General features: G+C 67.2%; 15 protein-coding genes. All 15 read right to left on the bottom strand.

From position 1 onward, the window contains the following. Nucleotides 1-50: 50 nt before the first annotated feature. Nucleotides 51-995 carry an SPFH domain-containing protein gene (locus tag AB7878_RS13595; RefSeq protein WP_369494867.1) on the bottom strand — a complete coding sequence of 315 codons (945 nt, stop codon included), beginning with the start codon at nt 993-995 and terminating at the stop codon, nt 51-53. Nucleotides 996-1,176: 181 nt separating this feature from the next. Further along, complete coding sequence (locus AB7878_RS13590; RefSeq protein ID WP_369494866.1) at nt 1,177-2,562, bottom strand: sensor histidine kinase; 1,386 nt, start codon at nt 2,560-2,562, stop codon at nt 1,177-1,179. 31 nt (nt 2,563-2,593) lie between these two features. Continuing rightward, nucleotides 2,594-2,902, bottom strand: a complete 309-nt coding sequence (locus AB7878_RS13585) for a hypothetical protein (protein ID WP_369494865.1) — start codon at nt 2,900-2,902, stop codon at nt 2,594-2,596. A 75-nt stretch (nt 2,903-2,977) separates the two neighbouring features. Further along, complete coding sequence (locus AB7878_RS13580) at nt 2,978-3,286, bottom strand: hypothetical protein (protein ID WP_369494864.1); 309 nt, start codon at nt 3,284-3,286, stop codon at nt 2,978-2,980. A 61-nt stretch (nt 3,287-3,347) separates the two neighbouring features. Further along, nucleotides 3,348-4,682, bottom strand: coding sequence for a sigma-54-dependent transcriptional regulator (locus AB7878_RS13575; protein ID WP_369494863.1), 1,335 nt, complete (start codon nt 4,680-4,682; stop codon nt 3,348-3,350). 88 nt (nt 4,683-4,770) lie between these two features. Then, nucleotides 4,771-5,988 carry an ABC transporter permease gene (locus tag AB7878_RS13570; protein ID WP_369494862.1) on the bottom strand — a complete coding sequence of 406 codons (1,218 nt, stop codon included), beginning with the start codon at nt 5,986-5,988 and terminating at the stop codon, nt 4,771-4,773. Continuing rightward, nucleotides 5,985-7,295 carry an ABC transporter permease gene (locus AB7878_RS13565; protein WP_369494861.1) on the bottom strand — a complete coding sequence of 437 codons (1,311 nt, stop codon included), beginning with the start codon at nt 7,293-7,295 and terminating at the stop codon, nt 5,985-5,987. Before AB7878_RS13565 ends, AB7878_RS13570 begins: the two co-directional genes overlap by 4 nt. A gap of 125 nt (nt 7,296-7,420) precedes the next feature. Beyond that, the gene (locus tag AB7878_RS13560; protein ID WP_369494860.1) at nt 7,421-8,674 is read right to left on the bottom strand and encodes an ABC transporter permease; all 1,254 of its coding nucleotides are present in this window, start codon (nt 8,672-8,674) and stop codon (nt 7,421-7,423) included. Between the two features lie 63 nt (nt 8,675-8,737). After that, on the bottom strand, nt 8,738-10,051 hold the full coding sequence (locus AB7878_RS13555; protein WP_369494859.1) for an ABC transporter permease: 1,314 nt from the start codon (nt 10,049-10,051) through the stop codon (nt 8,738-8,740). A gap of 179 nt (nt 10,052-10,230) precedes the next feature. Further along, complete coding sequence (locus AB7878_RS13550; protein WP_369494858.1) at nt 10,231-11,436, bottom strand: ABC transporter permease; 1,206 nt, start codon at nt 11,434-11,436, stop codon at nt 10,231-10,233. Between the two features lie 10 nt (nt 11,437-11,446). Next, a complete protein-coding gene (locus AB7878_RS13545; protein ID WP_369494857.1) occupies nt 11,447-12,754 on the bottom strand; it encodes an ABC transporter permease in 1,308 nt (435 codons plus the stop codon). Between the two features lie 163 nt (nt 12,755-12,917). Beyond that, complete coding sequence (locus tag AB7878_RS13540; protein ID WP_369494856.1) at nt 12,918-14,147, bottom strand: ABC transporter permease; 1,230 nt, start codon at nt 14,145-14,147, stop codon at nt 12,918-12,920. Nucleotides 14,148-14,157: 10 nt separating this feature from the next. Beyond that, on the bottom strand, nt 14,158-15,465 hold the full coding sequence (locus tag AB7878_RS13535) for an ABC transporter permease (protein ID WP_369494855.1): 1,308 nt from the start codon (nt 15,463-15,465) through the stop codon (nt 14,158-14,160). 131 nt (nt 15,466-15,596) lie between these two features. Then, nucleotides 15,597-16,814 (bottom strand): ABC transporter permease, encoded by a 1,218-nt coding sequence (locus AB7878_RS13530; protein ID WP_369494854.1) that lies wholly within the window; start codon nt 16,812-16,814, stop codon nt 15,597-15,599. Between the two features lie 11 nt (nt 16,815-16,825). After that, on the bottom strand, nt 16,826-18,127 hold the full coding sequence (locus AB7878_RS13525; protein WP_369494853.1) for an ABC transporter permease: 1,302 nt from the start codon (nt 18,125-18,127) through the stop codon (nt 16,826-16,828). Between the last annotated feature and the right edge of the window lie 72 nt (nt 18,128-18,199).

Below are 18,199 nucleotides of genomic sequence, written 5' to 3'. Positions count from 1 at the left end.
CGAACGCCCACTTCTGCACCTTTCAAAGCATTGAAGAGGCGAGCAAGGCGTCAGCGCGGCGGCGGCACGGCCTTGACTGACGCCTGCTGCTGGCCCAGCGACTCCTTGGCCAGCTCCGCGATGCCGGCCATCGCGCCGATCACGCCGGTGGCCTCGATCGGCAGCAGCAGCATCTTCTGGTTCGGCGAGGCGGCCATCGCCTTCAGCGCATCGATGTAGTTGTTGGCGACGAAGTAGTTCAGCGCGTTGACGTTGCCGCTGGCGATCGCGTCGGACACCATGGTGGTGGCCTTGGCTTCGGCCTCTGCGGTGCGCTCGCGCGCCTCGGCGGCGCGGAACGCGGCCTCTTTCTCACCCTCGGCGGCGAGGATCACCGACTGCTTCTCGCCCTCGGCCTTGAGGATCGCCGCCTGGCGGAAGCCCTCGGCGTCGAGAATGTTCGCGCGCTTCTCGCGCTCGGCCTTCATCTGCCGCGCCATCGCGTCGATCAGGTCGCGCGGCGGGGCGATGTCCTTGATCTCGATGCGGTTGGCCTTGACGCCCCAGGGGTGGGTGGCCTCGTCCACCACGCGGAGCAGCTTGGCGTTGATCGCGTCGCGCTGGCTCAGGCTTTCATCCAGGTCCAGCGAGCCGAGCACGGTGCGGATATTGGTCATGATCAGCGCCAGCGTGGCCTGTTCCAGCTGGGCTACTTCATACGCCGCCTTCGCCGCATCCAGCACCTGGTAGAACACCACGCCATCCACGCGCACCACGGCGTTGTCCTTGGTGATGACGTCCTGCGAGGGCACGTCCAGCACCTGCTCCATCATGTTCATCTTGCGGCCGACGCCCTGGTAGACCGGGATCAACAGATGCAGGCCCGGCGTGAGCGTGCGGGTGTACTTGCCGAAGGTCTCCACCGTCCATTCGTAGCCCTGCGGCACGATGCGCACCATCTTGAGCAGGGTGACCACCACCAGCACCACGATGACCAATGCAAGAAACTGTCCCATGACCCGCTCCATTCCCCAGTGAGAGCTTCAGTATAGGCGAGCGCATCGGTTGTCGTAGGAGCGGCTTCAGCCGCGACCGGCGTGGTGAGGATCGCGGCTGAAGCCGCTCCTACTGCCGCTCCTACTGCCGCTCCTACTGCCGCTCCTACAGCCGCTCCTGCGGCCGCTCCGGCAACCGCATCTAGCGCGAACCGATCTGCGGCAGGCGCAGGCTCACGCGCAGGCCGCCGCCTTCGCGGTTGGCCAGCAGCACGCGGCCGCCATGCGCCTCGGCGATCTCGCGCGCCAACGCAAGGCCGAGGCCGGTGCCGGAGCGTTTGGTGGAATAGAACGGCAGCAGCGCCTGTGCCAGCACGGTCTCGCTCATGCCGGGGCCGCGGTCGGCCACCTCGATGCGCAGCTCGCTGCCGGCATCGAGGAGGGTCAGACTTACCTCGTCCTCCGCGCCACCGGATTCGTGCGCGTTCTTGATCAGGTTGATCAGCACCTGCTCGATCTGCACCGGGTCGAAACGGCCGGGATGCGCAGGTGCCGGCGCGGCAAGCCGGTAATGGCAATGCAACGCCAGTGAGGCAAGGAACGGTTCCCACTCCACCGTCTGCAGCTGCGGTGCCGGCAGCTTGGCGAAGCTGGCGTAGCCGGCGATGAAGCCGTGCAGATGCTTGGCGCGCTCGCCGATGGTGGCGAACACGCCGGGCAGGCGCTCCAGGTTGCCGCGCCGCGCCAGCTCGGCGCCGGAATGCGCCAGCGAAGAGATCGGCGCCAGCGAGTTGTTGAGCTCATGGCTGATCACCCGGATCACCCGCTTCCAGGTCGCCACTTCCTGCCGCGACAGCTCGCGCGTCATGCGCCGGAACAGGTGCAGCCGGTGCGGCCGTCCCTGCAGGCGGAACGCGCGCTGCGACAGGTGGAAGGTTTCCTCGCTGCCGTCCATCTCCACGCTGAGCAGCGCGTCCTCGCCGCCCTGCACCGCGCGCGACAACGCCTCCGGCGCCTCGGTCAGCAACTCGGCGAAGTCCAGCCCGTTGAGGCTCTTGCCCTCGTTGAACAAGTGGCGCGAGGCAATGTTGGAATAGACCACGCGGCCGTTGCCGTCGGTGAGCACCAGCGCCACCGGCGTGTTCTGCACCACCGTCTCCAGCAGCAGCTCGCGCTGCACCAGGTGCTGACGCTGCTCGCGCAAGGTCTGGCCCAGCGCGTTGTGCATGCGGATCAGCTCGCCCAACTCGTCGCTGCGGCGTGCCGCGATGGAGAAACTGAAATCGCCGTCGCGGTAGCTCGCCACCGCGCCTTCCAGCGCGCGCAGCAGGCGGCTCAGCGGCGACATCACCAGATATGCCAGCCACCAGGCCAGCGGCAGCAGTACCAACGCGCTGACCACGAGGCCACCGTACATGCCCAGTTGCGCCGGCGTGCGCAACGACACCGACAAATCCTTGTGCAGCCAGTCGAACAACTGCGGCAGCGGCCACTGGGTGAGGCCCACGTAGACCAGCGCGCCGGCCACCGCGGCCACCGCCAGCAGCAGGGTCAGCCGAAACTGCAGCGAATTCAGGCGGCGCCACATCAGCGGCGACCCTGCTTGGGCGTGGCGAGGCTCAACGGCATGCCGGATCGTGCGGCGTCTGCGCGCAGCTCACCGGCGGCTGGCCGTTCTGCCAGGCGCGCCCGGTGCCCATCACCGCGTTCTGGTCGTTCGCGCGCGGCGGCGGCGGCTCCTTCTCCCAGGTCTTGCGCGATTCCTTGAACTTGAACGGCGAGGGCTTGTCCGCGTGCACGGCATAGTCGTGCGGAGCGGCGGCACTGGCGGAAGGCGCGACGCGCGCCCACTGGTCGGGCGCCGTCTGCGCCACGGCTGCGAAGGCCAGCAGGCACAGCGGCAGGGCAACGAGGCGTGAAGTTCGCATGCGGGCTCCTGGGCGACCGGTTCGAGTCAAAGTGACGCTATGGCTATCGCTGTTACGGTGCGTACCGCCGGACGCCTACGGGCACTCCGGCTTCATGGCCGAGACCTTGCACTCCACGCCGGGGCGTCCGTACTGCACCAGCGTGTGGTTCGTCATCTTGTGATCCTGCGCCACGACGCGCGCCGCGCCCTGCCCCATCTGCCTTGCCCAACGCATGCCGGGGCTGTCGCCGTCCTTGAAGTGGAACTGGACCTTGTCGGCCACCGCGCCCGCCGTGGCTCCCGGCAGGCGCGGATGCTGCGCAACCGGCGCAACTGCCGATTGCGCGCATGCACCCGCGCAAAACAGGGAAAGGAGCAACGCCGGCAACGTTCGATGATCCATGTCTGTTCCTTGTGGCGACCTGCGAATGACCCGCATCCGATCGCCCGCAGTTATACCGTAACTACGCCGTCAGCCCGTAACGCTCCATGCGCCGGTACAGCGCCTGGCGCGACAGGCCCAGCACCTGCGCGGCGCGACTGACCACGCCTTCGGCCTGGTGCAGCGCGCCCTCCACCGCCTCGCGGCTGGGTTCGTCGAGGTTGCGCACGACGGCCGGTGCGACTTGCGGCAGGTTGAGCAGCTCCGGCGTGATCGGCTTGCCGCCAGTCAGCAGCGCGGCGCGCTCGATCGCGTTCTTCAGCTCACGCACGTTGCCCGGCCACGGATAAGTCATCAGCGCCTCGCGCGCCGCGTCGCCCAGCGTGGCGCGCCCGGCGAGGAAGTGCTCGGCCAGCGGCAGGATGTCGTCCGTGCGCTCGGCCAGCGGCGGCAGGTTCACCTCGATCACGTTGAGGCGGTAGTACAGGTCCTCGCGGAACGTGCCGGCGCGGATCATCGCCTTGAGATCGGCGTTCGTCGCGGACAGCACGCGCACCTTCGCCTGCCGCGTCTTGCCCGAACCGAGGCGCTCGAACTGGCCGGTCTCCAGCACGCGCAGCAGCTTCATCTGGCCCGGCAGCGGCAGGTTGCCGATCTCGTCGAGGAACAGCGTGCCGCCGTCGGCCAGCTCGAAGCGGCCCTCGCGCGCCTTGTTCGCGCCGGTGTACGCGCCGGCGTCGGCGCCGAACAGCTCGGCCTCGATCAGCTCGCCCGGCAGCGCGCCGCAGTTCACCGCCACGAACGGGCCCTTCTTCACCAGCGAGTTCGCGTGCACGATCGCCGCGATGCGCTCCTTGCCCGCGCCGTTCGGCCCGGTGATGAGGATCGGCACCTCGGCGCGCGCCACCTGGCAGGCCAGCTCCAGCGTGCGCGCCATCGCCTCGGAGGCGAACACCAGGCTGTCCAGGTCGTAGGTGCTCTGCAGCACCTCGCGACGGCGACGGCGCTCGCGCCGCGCGCGGCTCACCTCGCGGGTGGACTCGGAGAGTTCCAGCAGGTTCTCCACCGTGGCCAGCAGCTTGTGATCGTCCCAGGGCTTGGCGAGATAGTCGGCGGCGCCGGCCTTCACCAGCTCCACCGCGGTCTCCAGGTGGGTCCAGGCGGTCAGCAGGATCACCGGCAGGTCGGGGTGGCTCTCGCGGATCGCGCGGAACAGCTCCACGCCCTCCTCGCCCGAGGTGGTGTCGGCGGTGAAGTTCATGTCCTGGATCACCACGTCCACCCGCTCGCGCTCCAGCGTGGCCAGCCCTTCGGCCTGGTTCAGCGCCACCAGCGGGCGGATGTCGTGCAGCGACAGCAGCAGCGACAGCGCCTCGCCCACGGCAGGGTTGTCGTCGACGATCAGTACGGTACGCATGGGTTTCCTGCACATGTCCGCATGGATGCGGCTCCGGTTGAAAAGGTTGCCATGACCACTGGCCTACGTACATGAAAATTTCCGCGCATCACACGCTGCGCGTCGCCACCACCGGCGGCACCGCCGCTGCGCGCAACGCGGGTCCGAGCACGGCGAGCTGGCCGAGCAGCCACAGTGCCAGTGCGCCGACCACGAGGTAATGCGACGGCAAATGCGCCAGCTCGAAGCGGTGCATCAGGAACAGGTTCAGCGCATAGGCGAACAGCGCACCCAGCAGCACGCCACCGCTGACGATGAGCAGGTTTTCCATCTGGAAGTAGTGCAGGATGTCGCCGCGGGTGGCGCCCAGCGCGCGGCGCATGCCGATCTGCCTTCTCCGCTGCTGCACCCAGAAGCTGGCCAGCCCGCTCACGCCCAATGCGGTGACCACCAGCAGAATGAAGATGATCGCCACCAGCATGCGGCCGGCGGCGAGGTCGCTCTTGAAATAGTTTGCACGCAGCTCGGCCATGGTGAACAGCTTGCTCTGCACATGGCCGGGGTTGGCCTTCTGCAGGGCGGCGGCGGCGGCACGCAGCACTCGCGGCAGCTGCGCGGGATCCTTGACGCGTATCATGAAACCTCCGCCAAGGTTCTGCGCACCCACCAAGTATTCGGCCACGATGGAATAGTCGTCGTTGGTGCGCCCGGTGATGCCGCCTCGCAGGTGATCCACGATGCCAACGATGCGCATGGGATTGCTGCCACCGTCGTAGATCAAGTGGCCGAGCGCGCCGCCAGAGGGAAACAGATGCGCGGCCAGCGCTTGGGTCACCAACACCGGAAACTCCGTGCTGTCGGTAATTTTGGCCGCTACCGGCAATTGGTCTTGCTGCAGCAACTGCCCACGGATTACGCGCAGGCCCAGCGTGCTGACCAAACCCTGGCTACCTTGGAACTCGTAGGCCTGCGCCGCCGCCTGCTTGCGCGCGGGGTCGAGGAAAATCGGATTGGCGCCCGCGTACCAAAGCGGTGGTCCGCCATAGGCCGCCTCCATCACGCCGGGAACGGCACGCAGCACGGCTATATTGCCGGCGGCCGTGCCGGGATTGTCCTGGCCGATCACGCCAATGCTCTGGATGACGCCGATCTGACTTTCCGCCACACCCGTCGGCGTATGCGAGCGCTGCATGGTGCCGTACACGATGAACACCAGGTTGCCGAGCACCGCCATGGTCAGCGCGATCTCCAGCACCAGCAACAGCACCGCCGTCTTGTGGCTGCGCAGCGCGGCAAGAATGGGGCGGATCTGGAAGAGGATCCTCATAGCGATTTCACCTGCAGGGCGGGGGCCACGCGCGAGGCGCGCAGGGCGGGCCACACGCCGGCGGCGAGTGCCGACAACACGGCCAGCGCCAGCGCAATGCCCAGCATGGAAGGATCGAAATGCGCGGACGCGGCAAAGCTCACCGGCTGCTGGCGCACCATCCACAGGCCCAGCCAAGCCAGCGGCAGACCGAGCAAGCCGCCGGCCACACCCACCACGCCGGCCTCGACCAGGCACTGCAGGAACACCGCGCGACGCGAGGCGCCCAAGGCGCGGCGCACGCCGATCTCACCCGACTTGCGCAGGAACTTCGCCACCATCAGGCCCACCGTGTTGACCATGCAGATCAGCAGCACGCCGAAGGCGATCCAGGTCTGCATCCGCACGGTCACCGGGATCACGTGCTTGACGTCCAGCCAATCGAGCAGGCTGTGCAGGCGCACGTTGGGTTCGCGCTGGTAGCGGCCCAGCTGGTGCTGCTGCGCGCTGTACTGGGTGAGCGCCGCGCGGTAGTCGGCCACCTGCGCCGGCGTGTCCAGTTGCACCCAGAACTGCGCCCAGGTGCATTGCTTGGCCTTGGGGTCGTGCGTGCCCGCGTTCGGATCGTTGCCCCAGCAGCGCATGGGACCGTAGCCGTAATCCTGCGGCAGATCGAGCCAGGTAAAGAACGGCAGATACATCTGCTCGGCGTCGGCGAAGGGACCGTCATTGATGTCGTAGAAGCGCGGCTGCGGGTTCCAGTCGTCGATCACGCCCGCCACGCGGAAAGTCTTGGTGGCGATCACCAGGATCTTGCCCACGCTGTTCTCGCCGCCGAACAGCTTCTGGTTCATCGCCCGCGACAGCACCACCAGCTGCGCGTGGTTCGCATCGTCCTGCGCCGACCAGGCCGAACCGTAAAGGAAGGGCACGCCGAACATCGCGAAGAAGTCGGCGGTGGTGGCGCGATCGGTGAACATCGCCAGCGGGCTGTCCGGCGCATCCTTGCGCACCGGCAGCCAGTTGCTGCTCATCACCGCGCGACGTGGCGCGATGCCGAGCTGGTAGAGGTTCACCGCATCGACATAGGTGAGATCGTCCAGCGGCTCCTCCGTCGCACCCGGCAGGTCCGCCGGCCGCGGATCGACCTGCGGGTGGAACAGCACGTCGCTGCGCCCCGGCAGCGGGTTGCCCGACAGGTTGTGCAACACCGCCAGCATGGTGACCGATGCACCGATACCCAGCGCGATCGCCAGCATCATCAGGCCGGCGAGGATGGGCGTGCGCTTCAGGCTGCGCAGCGCGAGGTCGAGGTAATAGCCGAACATTCCACGTACTCCTTATTCAATGCCTCATTCCTGTAGGAGCGGCTTCAGCCGCGATGCTTCTTGCCTTTTCGCAGTGCCGTACAAGAGCATCGCGGCTGAAGCCGCTCCTACAGAGCCTCCGTTCGTCATATTGACCGTGTGGCCACCACCGGCGGCACCTGCGCGGCGCGCAGCGCCGGCGACAGCACCGAGAGCTGCCCCAGCGCCCACAGCACCAGCGCACCAACCGGCAGGTACCACAGCGGCAGGCGCGGCAACTCGTAGTGCGTCATCAGCAGCAGATTGAGCAGCACCGCTAGCAACACGCCCAGCACGATGCCGGCGGTGACGATCAGCAAGTTCTCGGTCTGGAAATAGCGCAGGATGTCACTGCGCGTGGCGCCGATGGCACGGCGGATGCCGATGCTGCGCGTGCGCTGCTGCACCCAGAAATTCGCCAGCCCCGCGATGCCCAGCGCGGTGACGAACAGCAGGCCCAGCGCGGAGGCGATCAGCAGGCCGATCATGGTGGTGTCGCGCTGGAAGTAGTCGTGGCGGATCTGGGTGTAGGTGCGCACGCCATCCGGCGGTATCAAGCGATTGGGATCGAGCCGCGTCAACGTTTCAACCGCCGACGCGAGCACGCGCTCGCGATCCTGCGGCGCGCTGCGCAGCACGTAGGCCACCGCATGATCGCCGGGAACCGAGGGCAGCAACACGCTGTATTGATTGACACCGGGCTCGCGCAGGCGCGGGCGCAACAAGTTTTCCACCACACCGACGATGCGCATTGGCGAGCGCCCGCCCATGTAGAGGCTCTGCCCCAGCGCGTCCCGTCCGGGGTACAACTTCGTCGCCAGACTGCGGGTGATGATGGCGCTGGGTACGTTGGCTGCGACGTAGCCGGGTTTTGCCTGTGCGTATTCGTCCGGTAGGAAATCGCGCCCGGCGGCCAGTCGCAGGCCCAACGCACTCAACTCGCCCGGCGAGCCGCTGTAGACGCTTGGATTCACGCAGCCGTCCACGCCATTGAGCGAGCGCACCGCCATCGCGTGGTTCCACGCCTGCTGGCTGCCACAGGTGCCATAGGTGGAATCGTCGCGGCCGAGCGGCAGGCTGTCCACCGCCACCGCCGTTTGCACGCCGGGAATCGCACGCAGGACCGCCAGATCCATCGCATGTCGCGCCTGCGGATTCTCCCCCTGGTCGATCCCGGCAACTTTCAACACCGACAGCTCGCTCTCGGCGAGTCCACTCGGCAGGCTTACCTGGCGCACCCGATTCACCACCATGAAGGCCACGTTGCAGACGATGGCGCAGGTGAAGGCCACCTGCAGCGTCAGCAGGCTGGCAGTGAGCTTGTGGTGACGCAGGGTGGAAAGAATCGGTCCGATTTGCATGATCGTGCCTGTCTCCAAAGCAGAAGCCGGCGACGCCGGCTCCATCGCGCGCAGGGCGCGCTCCTACATGGCTTTCAACTGCAGCGCCGGCGGCACCCTGCAGGCACGCCACGCTGGCAGCAGGCCGGCCAGCACGCCGGCGAGCACAGCCAGCACCAGCGTGCCAAGCAACATTGATGCGTCCATCTGCGCCAACTTCGCGTAGTCGTCCGGGCGCTGGCGGATGCTCCACAGACCCAGCTGGGCGATGGCAAGTCCCAAGGCGCCACCAGCCACGCCGATCAGCGCGGACTCGATGCCGAGCTGCAGGAAGATGTCGCGCCGCTTCGCCCCCAACGCGCGGCGCACGCTGATCTCGCCGCTGCGGCGCAGAAACTTCGCCAGCAGCAAGGCCACGATGTTGAGCATGCAAACGAACAGGAAGCCCAGCGCCAGCCACAGTTGCAGGCGCACATCGTTCGGCACCAGGTTCTCGTGCGCCAGCCAGCCCATCAGGCCATACAGCTTCGCGCTCGTCGGCGGGCGCTGGAAGCTGCCCAGCGCCTTCTGCTGCGCGGAATAGTCGATCAGGTATTGGTGATAGGCCGCCACCTGCGCAGGGGTGTCCAATTGCACCCAGAACTGCAGCCAGCTGGTGGTCGGGCTGACCATGCGCGTTTCGGCATGATCCTCGCCCCAGCCGCTGAAGTTGCCGTTGACATCCAGCTTCTGGGCCACGGCGGTCGACAGCGGCAGGAAGAACTTGTCGCCATCGCTGTAGCGCTTGGCCGAGGCATCCGCGTAAAACATGGGCGATGGCTGCCAATCCTGCGTCACTCCGATCACGCGGTAGTCGTGCTCGCCCAGCCGCACCATGCGCCCCACCGCATTCGCTGCGCCGAACAACTTGCGTGCCAGCGTGTCGGCCAGCACCACCACCGGCGCACTGGCCGCATCGTCCGCCGCGCTCCAGCCGCTGCCGCGTTCGAACGGCACGCCGAACAGCGCGAAAAAATCCGCCGTCGCATAGCGGCCATCCACATTAAACGGTCGCAGTCCTGCGCCTGCCGGGCGCAGCAGCAGCGAGCCGCCCGCCATCGCCGCCTGCCGCACGGCGCGATGCGCCTTGAGCAGCGCCATCGCATCGGGCCAAGTGAGGTTGTCGCTGGCATCGGGGCCGTCGCCGCCCTGTTTGTAGTCGAGCGGCAAGGGATCGAGATGCGGCGTGTACAGCTGCGCGCTGCGCCCCGGCAGCGGATCATCCGTCATCACATGCAGCACGGTCAGCATCGTCATCGACGCGCCGATGCCCAGGCCGATCGCCAGCACCATCAGGCCGGTGAGGATCGGCGTGCGCTTGAGGCTGCGCAGCGCGAGGTCGAGGTAGTAGCCGAACATCCCATCTCTCCTTGATTGAACTCCCCTCTCCCGCTCGCGGGAGAGGCCATGCCTTGCTCCCCCCTCCCGCCCGCGGGAGAGGGGTTGGGGGAGAGGGTTCGGCCAGCGCGCAACGCCACGCTCCGCCCGTACCCTCTCCCGCCCTTGCGGGCACCCTCCCCCGGAGGGGGAGGGGAAAATCAAACCGACCGCGTCGCCACCACGGGCGGCACCGCCGCGGCGCGGCGAGCGGGGCCGAGCACGGCGAGTTGGCCGAGCAGCCACAGTGCGACGGCGCTGACCGGCAGGTAGTACCAGGGCATGCGGCTCATCTCGTAGCGGCTCATCAGGTACAGGTTGATGCCGAACGCCAGCAGCATGCCGAGCACCACGCCGGCGGTGCTTAGCAGGAAGTTCTCGGTCTGGAAGTACTGCATGATGTGGCCGCGGGTGGCGCCCACCGCGCGGCGGATGCCGATCTGCTGCCGCCGTTGGCCGACCCAGAAACTGGTGAGGCCGACGATGCCGAACGCAGTGACCGCCAGCATCACCACGCACACCAGCATCAGCATCCACACCATGCTGCGGGTGTCGGCGAAATAGTCGCCGCGCATGCCGGCATAAGTCGCACCCTGCAGCACCGCGCCCGGTTCCAGCTTGCTCAGCGTGTCCATCGCCTCGCGCAGAACGCGCGCGCGATCCTGCGGCGCGCTGCGCAGCACATAGTCACCCATCGCCCCATCCGGTTGCAGCGGGAAGAACACGGTGGAATAGCGCCCGCCCGGCCCGCTGAACTTCGGATCCTGCGCCAGCACGTCGGCGACCACGCCAACCACCGTCCAGCTGCGACCATTGGTGTACAGGACCTTGCCCAATGCGTTCTGGTTCGGCCACAGGCGTTGCGAGTCGCTTTGCGTGACCAGCAGCACGTGGCCGGTGGAGTTGAAGCCCTTGAAGCCGCTGTCGGCATATTCGTCGTCGTTGAAGAAGCGCCCTTCCAGCAGATGCAGGCCGAGCGCCTGCGGGCCGCCGCGGCCGAGGAAGTAGATCGAGCTGTTCACCGTGGTCTTGCCGTCCGGCGTGGTGGTGAAGCCTGACAGCGCCGGATTCTGGTCGAGCGGCATGCTGGTGCCCGCCGCCACCGCCGTGACCCCGGCGATGCCGCGCAGGGCGGTGAGGTCGCGCGGAATGTCGCTGGCGGCGTGCCCGGGGTCGGTGCCGTTCACCGTAATCACCGAGATGCCCTGCTCGTCGATCGCGTTCGGCCAGTGGATGTCGGCCATGCGTTGGCCGATCATGAACACCGCGTTGCACAGCACCGCGCAGGCCAGCGCGATCTCCAGCACGATCAGGGTGGCCGGGATGCGGTGCTTGCGCAGGCTGGCGAGTATCGGTCGGATTTCCATGCTCATCTCCTCAACTCGCTTTCAACTGCGGAGCCGGCGCCACCACGCAGGCGCGCCATGCAGGCAGCAGGCCAGCGACCAGGCTGGCTGCCAGCGCCACCACGAAGGTGAACGCGAACATCGACAGGTCCAGGTGCGCGAGGCTGGCGTACTGCGCCGGCTGATGGCGGATGCCCCACAGCCCCAACTCGGCGAAGACGAGGCCCAACACGCCGCCTGCCACGCCCACGATGGCGGCCTCGACCATGAACTGGGCGAAGATCGCACCGCGCGAGGCGCCCAGCGCGCGGCGCACGCCAATCTCGCGCGAGCGGCGCAGGCACTTGGCCAGCAGCAGGCCCACCGTGTTCACCACGCAGATCAGCAGGAAGCCGAACGCCAGCCCCGCCTGCAGACGCGCGTCGTCCGGCACCACGTGCTCGCTACGCAGCCACTCCATCAAGCCCGACAGCGCCGTATCGGATTTCTGGAAGCGACCCAGCGCCACCTGCTGCTTCGCGTAGTGGCCCAGGTACTCGCGGTAGGCCTCCGCCTCCGCCGCCGTGGGCAGTTGCACCCACAGGCCCAGCCAGATGGCCTGCGCGCTTTCCAGGTGCTGCATATCGATCGACGACCCATAGCCCATCATGGTGCTCGGTGAAATGCCGTCGGCACGCGCACCCTGCAGCGGCATGAACACCCCCTCGCCCTTGCCGTAATCGCGCCCGCCCAGATGCAGCGCGTAGAAGCGCGGCTGCGGCGCCCAGGGCCGGAGCACGCCGATGATGCGGAAGTCGTGGTCCTCGATGCGGATCATGCGGCCCACACTGTTGGCGCCGCCGAACAGCTTGTCGTTGAGGTAGCTCGCGATCACCACCACCTGCGCACGGCTGTCGTCGTCCGCCGCGGACCAGCCCGCGCCGTACTGGAACGGCGCGTCGAACATCGGAAAAAAGTCCGCCGTGGTCATCACGCCGTCCGCATAGAACGGTTTGCCCTGCTGCGTCTGCGGCGTCAGCTTGACCTGCGACAGCGCCACCGCCGCCTGATGCGGCGCCTTGCCGGCATGCAGCAGGTTCATGGCGTCGACGTAGCTCAACAGGAACGGTACCCGCTTGCCGCTGCGCGAGAACGGGCGGTTCGCGGGATAGGGATCCAGCTGCGGGTAGAACAGCTGCGCGCTCTTCTGCGGCAGCGGGTCGCCGGACAGCAACCGCAACACGGCCAGCGTGGTGATCGTGGCGCCGATGCCCAGCGCGAGCGCCAGCACCATCAGCAGCGTGAGCACCTTGTTGCGCTTCAGGCTGCGCAAGGCGAGGTCGAGGTAGTACGCGAACATTCCATGCCTCCTTGGTTGGACTCCCCCTGCGGGAGAGGCCTTTCATCACTCCCCTCGCCCGCTTGCGGGAGAGGGGTTGGGGGAGAGGGCACTTCCGGCACCGAGGCCAGCCCGTACCCTCTCCCGCCCTGCGGGCACCCTCCCCCGATGGGGGAGGGGAAAATCAAACCGCCCTCGTCGCCACCACCGGCGGCACTCTGGATGCACGCAGCGCGGGCCCCAGCACGGCGAGCTGGCCGATCGCCCACAGCGCCAGCGCGCCGACCGGGAAATAGATCGCCGGCAACCTTGGCAATTCGTAATGCAGCATCAGAAACAGGTTGATGCCGTAGGCCAGCACCATGCCCAGCACGATGCCGAAGGTGGCGAGCAAAAAATTCTCGGTCTGGAAGTAGCGCAGGATGTCGCCGCGGGTGGCACCCAGAGCGCGGCGAACGCCAATGGTGCGGCGGCGTTGCCCCACCCAGAAGCTGGCCAGGCCCACGATGCCCAGCGCGGTCACCGTGAGCAGCGCCACGATCACGCCGATCAGGATGCCGGCCATCGCGCGGTCGTTCTCGAAGAATTTCTCGCGCAGCTCGTCGTAGGTGCGCTGCTTGGTCACCACCCGTTCCGGATCGGCCTTCTTCAGCGCGGCCACCGCGGCCTTGAGCACGGCTTCGCGATCCTGCGGGCGGGTGCGGATGACGTAGCTCTGGTCCTTGTCCGCTCCGAAGAACAGCGGCAGGATCATCGAGTAGTGCGCGGTGGCGTCGTCGTAGGCATTGGCGCGCGCCAGATCCGCCAGCACGCCGACCACCCGCACCGGGACCGGGCCGATATAGAAGCTCTTGCCCAGCGGATTCTGCCCTGGCCACAGGCGCTGCCCCATGGCTTGCGTGATCACCGTCACCGCCGGCAGCCGTTTCGTGTCGCCGGTGGCCAGCGCCTTCAACACGATGTCCGCATGCATGAACTCGTCGGGTTGCAGGTAACGCCCCGCCACCAGCCGCGCACCCATGGTCTGCGGCAGGTTCTCGCCGAAATAGGTGCCGGCGCTGAGCGTGGGCTGGCGTTGCGCGATATCCAGCTTGATCCCGGCGTTCGACGAGGAACCCTGCAGCGGCAACTGGTTGGTCAACGCCACCGCCTGCACGCCCGGTATCTGGCGCAGCACGGCGAGATCCTCCTCGGCCCGCGCGTAGACGTCGGGCGAGGGCACGATCTCCGCCAGTTGGACCTGCACCAGATCGTGCTCGGCGATGCCGGTGGACATGTGCATGTGCTGCAGCCGGTGGCCGATCATGAATACCGCATTGCAGACGATCGCGCAGGTCAGCGCGATTTCCAGGATCAGCAGCCAGGCGGTGGTCTTGTGCCGGCGCAGCGTGGAAAGTATCGGTCGCAGTTCCATGGCTGTCCCCTCAATTACTTTTCAATTGCAGGGCGGGTGCGATCTGGCAGGCACGCCACGCTGGCAGCAGGCCGGCCAGCAGGCTCGCACCCACCGCCAGCAGGAAGGTGGTGAACAACATGGTCGGGTCCAGGTGCGCCAGCGCGGCGTAGTCCGAAGGGCGGTGCCGCACCACCCACAGGCCCAGCAGGGCCAGCAGCAGCCCCCCGATGCCGCCCACCAGGCCCACCACCCCGGACTCGACCAGCAACTGCGCGAACAGCGCCCGCTTCGACGCGCCCAGCGCACGGCGCACGCCCAGCTCGCCCGCGCCACGCAGGAACTTCGCCAGCATCAGGCCCACCGTGTTGACCAGGCACACCAGCAGGAAGCCGAACGCCAGCCCGGTCTGCAGGCGCACGTCGTCGGGCACCACCATTTCGTAGGAAAGCCACTGCATCACGTTGCGCAGGCGCACGTTCGGCGCCTTCACGAAACGCCCCAGCGCCTTCTGCTGCTCCGAGTAATGGATCAGGAATTCCTGGTACTCAGCCGCCTTGGCCGGGGTATCCAGCTGCACCCAGAACTGCATCCACACGCAACTTGCCGCCGGATAGATATGGCCCGCGCCGCCAGCGCCGTTGCCCCAGCAGTCGGTGGAACCGTTGTGATCCATGTGCAGGTCCAGCGCGGTCAGCAGCGGCATGAACACTTGTTCCGCGTAGCCGTACGAACCGGTGTTGAGATCGTAGAAGTGCGGACTGGGCGCCCAGTCGTCGAGCACGCCCGCGATGCGGAACGTGGTGTCCCCGATGCGCAGCGTGCGACCCACGCTGTTGGCGCCCCCGAACAGGCGTTCGTTCAGCTCGCTGTTGATCACCACTTCGCGCGCCTTCGCCTCGTCGTCCGCCGCGTTCCAGCCCTGGCCGTAGCGGAAGCGCGTGCCGAACATCGGGAAGAAGTCGGCGGTGGTGTAGCGCGCCTCCACGTAGAACGGATCGAGCTCGGCCGAGTCGGGCTGGATCGGCACCGCACCGCCGGTCATCAGCGCCTGGCGATCCGCCCGCTTCGCATGCAGCAGGTTGAGGCCGTCGATGTAAGTGAGCTGCTCCGGCGGCTCCTTGCCCGGCAGCAAGCCGCCGTTGTCGCGCGGATCGATCTGCGGGTAATACAGCGTGCCGCTGCGCCCCGGCAGCGGGTCGCCGGACAGCACGTGCAGCACGGTGAGCGTGGTCATCGACGCACCGATGCCCAGCGCGATCGCCAGCACCATCAGGGCGGTGAGCGCCTTGTTGCGCTTCAGGCTGTGCAAGGCGAGATCGAGGTAATAGCCGAACATGTCATGCCTCCCTGATTGCACTCCCCTCTCCCTTCGGGAGAGGGGTTGGGGGAGAGGGCGCTTTCGGCACTGAGGCCAGCCCGTACCCTCTCCCCCGGCCCCTCTCCCGGAGGGAGAGGGGAGCAAGCACCTCACACGCTCCGCGTCGCCACCACCGGCGGTACCGCCGCGGCGCGCAGCGCGGGGCCAAGCACGGCGAGCTGGCCCAACCCCCACAGCGCCAGCGCGCCCAGCGGCAGGTAATACAAAGGCAAATGCGGCAGCTCGTAGAACTTCATCAGTACCGCGTTGAGCACGAAGGCCAGCAGCATGCCGAGCGCGATGCCGAACGTGACAATCAGGAAGTTCTCGGTCTGGAAGTAGCGCAGGATGTCGCCCCGCGTCGCGCCGATCGCACGGCGGATGCCGATCTGCTTGCGCCGCTGCGCCACCCAGAAGCTGGTAAGGCCGACGATGCCCAGCGCGGTGACGCCGAGCATGAGGACCACCACGCCGAGCAGCAGGCCGATCATGATGCGGTCGGTCTTGAAGTAGCTCGCGCGCAGGTCACCCAGGGTCTTGCTGTTGTCTTGGTCCAGCACCACGTCGGGGGCGATCTTCGGCACGGCGGCACGCGCTGCCTGCAGCGCGCGCTGCACATCCTGCGGCGTGGCCCGCAGCAGATAGGTACCGGCCAGCGAGCCGCCCGGCACGACCGGCGTGAACACCGTCCACTCGCCCTGCTGCATGTTGTATTGGCTGGGCTGCGCGCGGGCGAAATGGTCCACCACGCCCATGACGCGGAAGTGCATCTTGTCGCACCAAAAATCCTTGCCCAGCGGGCTTTCGCCCGGCCACGCGTGTTCCGCCAGTGCGCGGGTGACCAGTACCTGCGCATCCTCGGGAGCGAAACTGGTGGCAGGTCGGTAGTCATCGGGCTGAGGCAGCCGCCCTTCGATCAGCTTCAGACCCAGCGCCTTGTACGTGCCCGGCCCGGCCAGCACGAAATCCACCACACCGATCAGGTTCTTGAAACTTTCCGCGTCATGCGAAATGCCTGCTGCACCGGTTTGCGGCCCGAACGGCACCTCGCTGATGAGGGTGGCCGACTGCATACCCGGAATGGCCTGCAGGCCAGCCAGCATTCGTGCGTTTACATCGGCGGCCTGGTTCGGTTCGAAGCCGTTGACCGTCAGTACCGCCAGCGAACTCTCGTCGACACCGCTGTTGATCTCGATCATCGTCCAGCGCCGCGCCACCAGGAAGCAGGCGTTGCACAACACGGCGCAGGCCAGTGCGATTTCCACCGCGATCAGCAAGGTGGCCAGGCGATGGCGGCGCAGCGCCGCAAGTATCGGTTTGATCTGCATGGTCGGCCTCCTCACAGCGCCTTGAGTTGCCAGCCGGGGACCACGCGGCTCGCGCGCAGCGCAGGTACCAGCCCGGCGAGCAGGCTGGTGCCGACCGCCAGCACGAACGTGACGAGGAACATGGCGGTGTCCAGGTGTGCGAGATGGGCGTAGTCCACCGGCTGCTGCCGCACCAGCCACAAGCCGATCAGCGTCAACAGCCAGCCAAAGAAGCCGCCGAGCAGACCAATCAGGCCGGCCTCGACCAGGCACTGCGCGAAGATCGCGCCGCGGCTGGCGCCCAGCGCGCGGCGCACGCCGATCTCACCGCTGCGACGCAGGAACTTCGCCAGCAGCAGGCCCACCGCGTTGAACAGGCAGATGACGAGGAAGGCCGACGCCAGCCACGCCTGCAAGCGCACGTCGCCCGGCACCTGGCCGCGGTAGGTCAGCCAGGTCATCAGGTCGCGCAGCCGCGCATGCTCGCTGCCCACGGCGAAGCGGCCCAGCGACTTCTGCGTGTTCGCGTAATCGTTCACGAAGCGCGCGTAGTCGCGCACCTTGGCCGGGCTATCCAGCTCCACCCACAGCCACACCCACATGCAATCGGCGTTCTGCAGGTCGCCCATGGATGGCGGCACATGCCAGCAGGTATAGGCCTGGAAGTTGCCCTTGTTGATTTCCAGGCTGCTGGTGAACGGGGCAAAGACGTCTTCCGACTTGCTGAAGTTCTGGTTCCACGGGTCGTAGAACAGCGGCGTGGGGCGCCATGGCTTCAGCACGCCGACGATGCGCATGTCGGCATCGCGCACGCGCAGGATACGGCCCACGCTGTTGGCGCCGCCAAACAGTTTCTGGTTGAGGTCTGCCGAGATCACCACCACGCGTGCGTGGTGCGAATCGTCGTCCGCGCTCCAGCCGGAGCCGTACTGGAACGGCACGTCGAACATCGGAAAGAAATCCGCCGAGGTGGAAAGCATGCTCGGCATCAACGGCGGCTGGCCGCTGTTCGGCAGGCGCACCTTCACGGGGCTGCTGGTAATGATCGCCTGGCGGTCGGCGCGATGCGCGCTCCACAGGTCCATGGCCGAGCGGTAATCCATCGCCGGACGCGGCTCGGTGACTCCCTCCATGATGGGATTCTCCGGGTCCACCTGCGGGAAAAACAGCACGCTGCTCTTGCCAGGCAGCGGATCGCCGGAAAGCAGATGCACCACCGTCAGCGTGGTCATGCAGGCGCCGATGCCCACCGCGATCGCCAGCACCATCAGCACGGTGAGCACGCGGTTGCGCTTGAGGCTGCGCAGGGCGAGGTCGAGGTAGTAGCCGAACATTCCCAATCTCCCAATGGCCAGGACTTGCTCCCCTCTCCCGCCGGGAGAGGGGTTGGGGGAGAGGGTTCGGCC

The sequence above is a fragment of the Rhodanobacter humi genome (assembly GCF_041107455.1).
In the GTDB taxonomy this organism is placed as follows: Bacteria; Pseudomonadota; Gammaproteobacteria; order Xanthomonadales; family Rhodanobacteraceae; genus Rhodanobacter_A.
The sequence above is the reverse complement of the archived record's forward strand: the minus strand, read 5'-3'. Positions and strand labels throughout refer to the sequence as shown.

Excerpts from the sequence above, each read along its gene's own strand:
- AB7878_RS13595 (WP_369494867.1), bottom strand. The coding sequence starts at position 995 with ATGGGACAGTTTCTTGCATTGGTCATCGTGGTGCTGGTGGTGGTCACC.
- AB7878_RS13590 (WP_369494866.1), bottom strand. The coding sequence starts at position 2,562 with ATGTGGCGCCGCCTGAATTCGCTGCAGTTTCGGCTGACCCTGCTGCTG.
- AB7878_RS13585 (WP_369494865.1), bottom strand. The coding sequence starts at position 2,902 with ATGCGAACTTCACGCCTCGTTGCCCTGCCGCTGTGCCTGCTGGCCTTC.
- AB7878_RS13580 (WP_369494864.1), bottom strand. The coding sequence starts at position 3,286 with ATGGATCATCGAACGTTGCCGGCGTTGCTCCTTTCCCTGTTTTGCGCG.
- AB7878_RS13575 (WP_369494863.1), bottom strand. The coding sequence starts at position 4,682 with ATGCGTACCGTACTGATCGTCGACGACAACCCTGCCGTGGGCGAGGCG.
- AB7878_RS13570 (WP_369494862.1), bottom strand. The coding sequence starts at position 5,988 with ATGAGGATCCTCTTCCAGATCCGCCCCATTCTTGCCGCGCTGCGCAGC.
- AB7878_RS13565 (WP_369494861.1), bottom strand. The coding sequence starts at position 7,295 with ATGTTCGGCTATTACCTCGACCTCGCGCTGCGCAGCCTGAAGCGCACG.
- AB7878_RS13560 (WP_369494860.1), bottom strand. The coding sequence starts at position 8,674 with ATGCAAATCGGACCGATTCTTTCCACCCTGCGTCACCACAAGCTCACT.
- AB7878_RS13555 (WP_369494859.1), bottom strand. The coding sequence starts at position 10,051 with ATGTTCGGCTACTACCTCGACCTCGCGCTGCGCAGCCTCAAGCGCACG.
- AB7878_RS13550 (WP_369494858.1), bottom strand. The coding sequence starts at position 11,436 with ATGGAAATCCGACCGATACTCGCCAGCCTGCGCAAGCACCGCATCCCG.
- AB7878_RS13545 (WP_369494857.1), bottom strand. The coding sequence starts at position 12,754 with ATGTTCGCGTACTACCTCGACCTCGCCTTGCGCAGCCTGAAGCGCAAC.
- AB7878_RS13540 (WP_369494856.1), bottom strand. The coding sequence starts at position 14,147 with ATGGAACTGCGACCGATACTTTCCACGCTGCGCCGGCACAAGACCACC.
- AB7878_RS13535 (WP_369494855.1), bottom strand. The coding sequence starts at position 15,465 with ATGTTCGGCTATTACCTCGATCTCGCCTTGCACAGCCTGAAGCGCAAC.
- AB7878_RS13530 (WP_369494854.1), bottom strand. The coding sequence starts at position 16,814 with ATGCAGATCAAACCGATACTTGCGGCGCTGCGCCGCCATCGCCTGGCC.
- AB7878_RS13525 (WP_369494853.1), bottom strand. The coding sequence starts at position 18,127 with ATGTTCGGCTACTACCTCGACCTCGCCCTGCGCAGCCTCAAGCGCAAC.